Source organism: Streptomyces sp. NRRL WC-3549, from assembly GCF_000721935.1.
Taxonomy (GTDB): domain Bacteria; phylum Actinomycetota; class Actinomycetes; order Streptomycetales; family Streptomycetaceae; genus Streptomyces.
On sequence record NZ_KL585396.1, the window covers coordinates 55,079 to 62,830 of the forward strand.

Genomic DNA, 7,752 nt, shown 5'->3' on the forward strand with positions numbered 1-7,752 from the left:
CCCCGCCGCAGCAGCGGCGGGCGACGCCGACGGCGCCCCTCAGAGGCGGAGCGACGCTCGGAGCACCGGCGACGGGGAGGAGCCGAAGTGACCACGCGAGCAGAGCAGGCGGCCGGTCCGGCGGTGATGTCCTACGTCTACGCCGTCGGCCGGGCGGGGTCACGGCTCGACGCCGGGCTGCCCGGACACCCGGGACTGGAAGGAGGCCCCCTGCGGACCGTCGGCGCCGGAGAGCTCGTGGCCGTGGTGTCGTCGGTCCCCTCGGCCTCGTACGGAGCCGAGGGCATGCAGGAGCAGATGGAGGATCTCGGGCTGCTCGAGGTGATGGCGCGGACCCATCACGCGGTCGTCGACGCTGCCTACAGCCATGCGACCGTGCTGCCCATGCGCCTGGCCACCGTCTACCTCGACGACGGACGGGTGCGGGAGATGCTCGGCGCACGCGAGGCGGAGTTCACCGCCCTGCTGAGCCGGCTGGAGGGCCACGTCGAACTCGGCGTCAAGGTCTACGCCGATCCCCGCGCGGCCGCGCCCGCCGGCGGACCCCCGCCCGAGGCGACGGAGGCGAGCCCCGGCCGGGCGTACCTCCGGCAGCGCCGCGTGCAGCGGCAGAACCACCGGGACGCCTACCGGGCCGCGGGTACCGTGGCGGCCGAGGTGCCCGTCCGGGTGGCCGGTCTCGTCAGTGCCCAGGTCTCCCACCGGCCCCAGCAGGGCGATCTCGCCACCGGGGCCGGCGAGAACATCGCCAACGACGCCTATCTGGTGCCGGATGCCCGGATCGCGGAGTTCCGTGCGGCGCTCACGGGGATCGCCGATGACGTACCGGGTGTACGCGTCGAGATCACCGGCCCGTGGGCCCCGTACTCCTTCGCCACGCCGCCCCCGGTGGCCACCGGGGGAGCGCGATGAACGGCGAACCGGGCGGGGGCGTGCCCGGTACGGGGTTCCCCGCGCCCCGGACCGGGCCCGCCGGCGCACCCGACGACCCCGTCCGATCCCCCGCCGGGCACTCCGCCGTGCCCGACGACGGCATCGCGGATCTCGCCGGCCGGCAGGTGGCGCTCATCGACCTGCTCGACCGGCTGCTGAACGGAGGGGCGGTGCTCACCGGGGACCTCGTGCTCTCCATCGCGGACGTCGATCTCGTGCACATCAACCTCAGGGCCGTGATCCGGTCCATCACGTCGGAGGAACCGGCGCCCTGGTGACCGTCCGGGCCGGATACCGGGCCCGCCGCCGGGCAGAAGGCGAACGGAACGAGGAGGTGGCCGCCCATGGCCGAGGAATCCGTAACGCCGGCGCACGGAACCGAATTGCAGGAGGTCGCGCAGGCAGCGGCACGGGCTTTCGATCTCGTGCCCGCGGCACCGGGGGAGCAGTCGCATTCGAGCGCGACGGCAAGGCGTCTGGAGACCGATCCGGACACGGTGGAACGCGACCTCATCAAACTGGTGCTGACCATTGTCGAATTGCTGCGTCAGCTCATGGAGCGCACCGCACTGCACCGGGTGGATCAGGGCGACCTGAGAGAGGACCAGGAGGAACGCATCGGAATGACACTGATGATTCTCCAGGACCGGATGACGGAACTCTGCGAGCGTTACGACCTCACCATGGAGGACCTGAATCTCGACCTCGGTCCGCTGGGCTCTCTGCTGCCCCGGGACTGAACTCACGCGTGATACCGCTGTTTCGAACACGATGAGAAGGCAATACGAACACCATGACTGCAGAGAGCGAAGAGAACAAGAACGTGAACGGTTCCACGGCGAAGGCGGGTACACGCGCCAAGTCGGCCGCCGCCAAGGGCGGCCGGACCGCAGCGGCGGCCGGTGACCGCGCCACGTCCGACTCCGCGGTCGCGGCCTCCAAGGCCAAGTCGTCGGCCGAAGACGCCGGTGAGGCCGCGGAATCCGGTCTGCGGTCGGCCGGGCGGACGACGAAGCGGGTCGCCGCGGCCGGCTGGGAGACGGGCCGGCAGGGTGTCGCCTCCACGGTGGGCAAGGCCACCGCGACCGCCGGTACCGCGTGGAGCGTCGTCAAGCACCGCAAGGCCCTGGCGGTGGGTGCCGCCGCGGGAGTGAGCGGCCTCGTCGGAGGCGCCTTCGCCCTCGGACGCCAGACCGCCAAGGCCCACGTCGGGCCGATCACCCGCCTCACCGGCGGACGGATCTGAACCCACCGCAGGGCGCCGCAAGGCCGGAGGACCGACAGATACCTGTCGGTCCTCCGGCCTTTCGGCGCTCCCGTGCGCGACGGCTCCGAGAGCGACCCCTCGGCCGGCCGAGATTTGCACGCCGTGCAAACTTGCATAGGATGCACCCTCGTGAGTGCCGACGACCCGTCCCTGGGGCTGCGCGAACGCAAGAAGCGCGCGACGCGTGACGCCCTTGCGACCGCCGCTCTGCGCGGTGCCGCCGAGCGGGGGATCGAGAACGTGACCGTGGAGGCGGTGACCGACGAAGTCGGTGTCTCCGTACGCACGTTCTTCAACTACTTCTCCTGTCTGGAGGACGCGATCACCCGCCCCGACCGGGGCTGCGCCGCCCGTATGCGTCGGGCGGTGCTCGACGCGCCGGAGCGCCTGTCGGCACTCGAGGCCCTACGCGAGGCGATCGGACAGGAGTTCGCCGACATCGAGGAGGACCAGGAGCGCTGGGAGCTCCAGACGGCCGCATTGACGAAGAGCCCTTCGTTGCTGCCCGGTTTCCTCGCCGCCCAAGGGGCGGACGAGCGCGCGATGATCGCCGTCCTGGCCGAGCGGCTCGGCCAGGACCCCGCGTCCGACCTCTGTCCGAGGCTTCTCGCGCACGTGTCGATCGCCGCCGTGCGCGCGTCCGTCGAGCTCTGGGTGGCATCCGGGCGCACCCGCTCCTTCCGGAGCATCTACCGCGAGGCGTTCGCCTCGCTGGCCGCCGGCCTGAGCGGCTGAAGTACATCCGAGCCCCTTCACCGGGGCCTGTCAGCAGAGAACGAGGAACGTTAGCCGATGACCGCTGCTCCCCCACCCGAAAGCGATGCCACCGGTGCGCTCGAGGGGGCCGCACCGACCATGACCCGCAGACACATACTCCAGGCCATGTCGGGGCTCATGGCCGGCATGTTCGTGGCCATCCTGGCCTCCACCGTGGTCGCCAACGCCCTGCCCAGGATCATCGCCGACCTGCACGGCACCCAGTCGTCCTACACCTGGGTCGTCACCGCCGAACTCCTGGCGATGACGGCGACCGTCCCGATCTGGGGCAAGCTGTCCGACCTCTACGACAAGAAGCTGCTGATCCAGCTCTCCCTCGGGATGTTCGTCGTCGGCTCGCTCGTCGCCGGGTTCTCCCACAGCGTGGCCCTGCTCATCGTGAGCCGTGTGCTCCAGGGCATCGGCGCGGGGGGCCTGACCGCCCTCGCCCAGGTCGTGATGGCGGCCATCATCCCGCCGCGTGAACTGGGCCGCTACTCCGGCATCTTCGGCGCCGTCTTCGCGGTCGGCACCGTCGCCGGACCGCTCATCGGCGGTGTCCTCGTGGACACCTCCTGGCTGGGCTGGCGCTGGTGCTTCTTCATCGGTGTACCGTTCGCCCTGCTCGCCATCGTGCTGCTCCAGATGACGCTGAAGCTGCCCACGGTCCGCAGGGAGGTGAAGATCGACTACCTCGGTGCCGTGCTCATCATGAGCGGCGTCAGTGCGCTGCTGCTCTGGGTGACCCTGGCGGGCAACAACTTCGCGTGGGCGTCGTGGCAGACCGCCGCGCTGGTCGGCGCCGGTGTGGTCCTGCTGGGCACCGCGGTGCTGGTCGAGTCCCGGGTCCCGGAACCGATGATCCCGCTCGACATCTTCCGCAACCGCACGGTCGCCCTGACGACCGTCGCGAGCATGCTGGTGGGCGTCGCGATGTTCGGCGGCACGGTGTTCCTCTCCCAGTACTTCCAGATCTCGCTGGGCAAGTCGCCGACCGCGGCCGGCCTGATGAGCCTGCCGATGATCCTCGGCCTGATGCTCTCCACCACCATCGCCGGGCAGATCATCTCCGCCCGGGGCAAGTGGAAGGGCTTCCTGGTCGCGGGGGGCGTCATCATGACCGCGGGCATGGGGCTGCTGTCCACCATCAGCGCGGACTCCTCGTTCGGACTGCTCAGCGTCTACATGGTGGTGCTCGGCGTCGGCGTCGGCATGCTGATGCAGAACCTGGTGCTGGCGGCCCAGAACGACGTGCCCGCCTCGGAACTCGGTGCGGCCACCTCGGTGCTGTCCTTCTTCCGCAGCCTCGGCGGCGCGATCGGCACGAGTGCCCTGGGCGCCGTGCTCGGCCACCGGGTGGCCGACGAACTGGAGAAGGGCTTCGGCGGTGCGGCGGCCGGCGGAGGCGGCGGCGGACACACCGTGCCCGACCTCTCAACCCTCCCGGAACCGGCCCGCCAGGTGGTCGAGCAGGCGTACGGGGTCGCGACGGCGGACATCTTCCTGGTCGGAGCGCCCTTCGCGTTCCTCGCCCTGATCGCGGTCCTGTTCATCAAGGAGAAGCCGCTCAAGACGCAGAGCGGCATGGAGCGCCTCGCGGAGGAGAACGCCGCGGCCGAGGCGAAGGCGGCGGCCGTCCCGACGCACTGACTGATCCATCGCGGCGGACCGGGACGGTCCGCCGCACCCGACGGGGCTCCGGCTACACGGCCGGGGCCCCGTCCGGCATGTGCGACCGACTGGGGGCGTACACGGAGGGGCTCACGTGCTCCGGCGCACGGCCCCGGCTCGCGGTCCGCCCTGGGCGCGAAACAGTCCGCGACAGGGGTTTCCCCGGGTGCGGGCGTGCGCCGAGGGTTCTTTCGGGGAGTGGTGTGATGACCGTGTGAGCTTATTGCTCGTACTAATTAGCTCACATCGGCGATGTGCAGTCTTCCGCTATTCCGTCCGCACCGGGAAACCCGCTTCAATGGGCGGACGGATGTCCGGCGGATCCGATGTGTCACCCGATTTCTGGAGCCGGCCGGTGGTTAAAGCCGTGGGAATCGGAAATGAATGAGCTGGGCTGATGGGGCCGGGGGCATCAGCCGGGCGGGACCCGCTTCGTCGGAACCGGGTGCCCGAAATCAATCGGTGCATGAGCAGCTGACGCCTTGGGGTGCCCATAGCCCTTCAGGTCTCCTCGGACTGCGCCGATGCGCTCTTCTCTCCTGGGTCACCATCTCGTGCGGGGGGTTGCTGGTGGACGAGTACGAACGGCCGGCCGACGCCGGGAATCCTTCGGTTCCCGTTTCGGGCGGCGGAGGGCGTGTGGTCGGAAATTCAATGACTCCGCTTCTCCGTGTGGCCGCCTATCCGGTCCTTCTGCTGGCCGTAGTCCTGGCCGGTGTGGCCGCATTGCGTTTCGACTGGGATCCGGCGCGAGTCAGTCCGCTTTTCCTGGTCGGAACCCTCGTCTATCTCGCCGTTCTCGAACGGCTGATCCCGTACGAGCGGGAATGGCACCCGGGGAGCGACGAGTGGCGCTGGTACGGCGCCTACTTCGTGCTCACCATGGCCGGGAGCGGGCTGGCGCAACTCCTGGTGACGGCCGCGGTCGGGTGGATCTCACCCGCCGAGCCGGCCCACCACCTCGGGATCGAGATCCCCGGAGCCCTGCTCACGGGTTCCCTCGTCGGGTACGTGGTGCACCGGCTGGGGCACACCAACCCGATCCTGTGGCGGCTGCACGGCGTGCACCACGTACCGGAGAAGGTCAACGTCGCCAACAACGGCGTGAACCACGTGCTGGACATCGTCCTGGCCCAGAGCCTCGTCCAACTGTCCCTGGCGCTCATCGGTTTCTCGCGCCCGGCCGTACTGGTGGTGGGTCTCTTCGTCGCCGCCCAGGGCTACTTCGTCCACGCCAACATCGACGTGCGCATCGGCCGGTTCAACCATCTGCTGGCCAGCCCGGAGCAGCACCGGCTGCACCACAGCACCGACCTGTCCGAAGCCGGGCACTACGGCTCCGATCTCTCGTGCTGGGACCACTTCTTCGGCAGCTTCACCTGGTACCCCGGCCGTGAACCGGTCTCGGTCGGGCTTGTCGACCCCGCCTCGTTCCCCGGCACCGGCGAGATCCTCGCCAGCCTCCTGCATCCCTGGAGACGGCGGCCGGGCACCGGCGGCGGGCCGGGCTGAGCCCCTGTCCCGCCGGCCGGGCGCCGGCGCGGGCGAGCCGCCGGGCCGGCCCTCCGCCGTATCCCTCTCCCCTTCCGCCACCACGACTTGAGGAGTTCGACATGGCCGACGCGAGCAACAACCCGTTACGGAGCAAGGTGGCGATCATCGGCATGGGCTGCCGCCTGCCCGGCGGCGCCTCGGACCACCGGACGTTCTGGCGGAACCTGATGGAGGGCAAGGACTGCATCACGCCCACACCCCCCGACCGCTACGACGTCACCACGCTCGGCAGCCGTCACCGGGACAAGCCCGGCCGGCTCGTCGGTGGCCGGGGCGGATACATCGACGGATTCGACGAGTTCGACCCCGAGTTCTTCGGCATCAGCCCGCGCGAGGCCGATCACATGGACCCTCAGCAGCGCAAACTGCTGGAGGTCGCCTGGGAGGCCCTGGAGGACGGCGGCCAGCGCCCCGGGGACCTCGCCGGCCACGACGTCGCCGTCTACGTCGGCGCGTTCACCCTGGACTACAAGATCCTCCAGTTCGCCGACCTCGGCTTCACCTCGCTGGCCGCGCACACCGCGACCGGCACCATGATGACGATGGTGTCGAACCGCATCTCCCACTGCTTCGACTTCCGGGGGCCCAGCCTCTCGATCGACACCGCCTGCAGTTCCTCCCTGGTGGCCGTCCACCTCGCCTGTCAGGCCTTGGACCGAGGCGAGAGCGACCTCGCGCTCGCCGGCGGAACCCTCCTGCACATGGCCCCGCAGTACACCGTCGCCGAGACGAAGGGCGGCTTCCTCTCACCTGGTGGCCGCTCCCGCACGTTCGACGCCGACGCCGACGGCTACGTACGGGCGGAGGGCGTCGGTCTGGTCGCGCTGAAGCGCCTGGAGGACGCCGTCCGCGACGGGGACCGTGTCCACGCGGTGATCCTCGGCAGCGGGGTCAACCAGGACGGCCGTACCAACGGCATCACCGTGCCCAACCCCCGAGCACAGGTCTCCCTCATCCGACGCGTCTGCGCCGAGGCCGGGATCACGCCCGGTGCACTCCAGTACATGGAGGCGCACGGCACCTCGACCCCCGTCGGCGACCCCATCGAGGCCAACGCGCTCGCCCGGGCCCTGGCCGTCGGCCGGGCGCCCGGGGACCGCTGCTACGTCGGCTCCGTGAAGACCAACATCGGTCACACCGAGTCCGCCGCCGGGATCGCCGGACTGATCAAGACCGTGCTGTGCCTCAAGCACCGGCGGATCCCGCCCCACATCAACCTGGAACGCCTCAACCCCGCCATCGACGAGGCCGCGCTGCCCTACGAGATCCCCACCCGGCCGACCGCGTGGCCGGAGCACGAGGGGCCCGCACGGGCCGGGGTCAACTCCTTCGGATTCGGCGGCACCAACGCCCACGTGGTGCTGGAGGAGGCTCCACCGAACACGTCGGACATCCCCGCCGTGGCAGCCGTGACCGCCCTGCCGCTCGACCGGGACCGGCCCCGGACGCCCCGGGAGGCCGCCGAGCCCGGCGGACGCGGCTGGAGCATCCTGCCGCTGACCGCCCGCCGCCCCGAGGCCCTCGGCGAGATGGCGGCCCGGATCGCGGACGAACTGGCCGGCCACGACGAT

The 7,752-nt window shown here is 70.5% G+C and carries 8 protein-coding genes; all 8 read left to right on the top strand.

The genetic code is table 11. From position 1 onward, the window contains the following. Positions 1-87 precede the first annotated feature (87 nt). The gene (locus tag IH13_RS0114180) at positions 88-912 is read left to right on the top strand and encodes a GvpL/GvpF family gas vesicle protein (protein ID WP_234433297.1); all 825 of its coding nucleotides are present in this window, start codon (positions 88-90) and stop codon (positions 910-912) included. Between the two features lie 107 nt (positions 913-1,019). Next, positions 1,020-1,211 (top strand): gas vesicle protein, encoded by a 192-nt coding sequence (locus IH13_RS42310; RefSeq protein WP_031084377.1) that lies wholly within the window; start codon positions 1,020-1,022, stop codon positions 1,209-1,211. 66 nt (positions 1,212-1,277) lie between these two features. After that, positions 1,278-1,673 carry a gas vesicle protein K gene (locus IH13_RS0114190; RefSeq protein WP_031084378.1) on the top strand — a complete coding sequence of 132 codons (396 nt, stop codon included), beginning with the start codon at positions 1,278-1,280 and terminating at the stop codon, positions 1,671-1,673. Between the two features lie 53 nt (positions 1,674-1,726). Beyond that, a complete protein-coding gene (locus tag IH13_RS0114195; protein WP_031084379.1) occupies positions 1,727-2,179 on the top strand; it encodes a TrbL/VirB6 family protein in 453 nt (150 codons plus the stop codon). 150 nt (positions 2,180-2,329) lie between these two features. Beyond that, complete coding sequence (locus tag IH13_RS0114200; RefSeq protein WP_031084381.1) at positions 2,330-2,935, top strand: TetR/AcrR family transcriptional regulator; 606 nt, start codon at positions 2,330-2,332, stop codon at positions 2,933-2,935. Positions 2,936-2,992: 57 nt separating this feature from the next. Next, a complete protein-coding gene (locus tag IH13_RS0114205; protein WP_031084383.1) occupies positions 2,993-4,606 on the top strand; it encodes an MDR family MFS transporter in 1,614 nt (537 codons plus the stop codon). Positions 4,607-5,197: 591 nt separating this feature from the next. Continuing rightward, positions 5,198-6,139: a sterol desaturase family protein gene (locus tag IH13_RS0114210; RefSeq protein ID WP_031084384.1), complete on the top strand. Its 942-nt coding sequence runs from the start codon at positions 5,198-5,200 to the stop codon at positions 6,137-6,139. A gap of 101 nt (positions 6,140-6,240) precedes the next feature. Next, the coding region (locus tag IH13_RS0114215) for a type I polyketide synthase (protein WP_031084391.1) at positions 6,241-7,752 on the top strand (1,512 nt) is incomplete at its 3' end.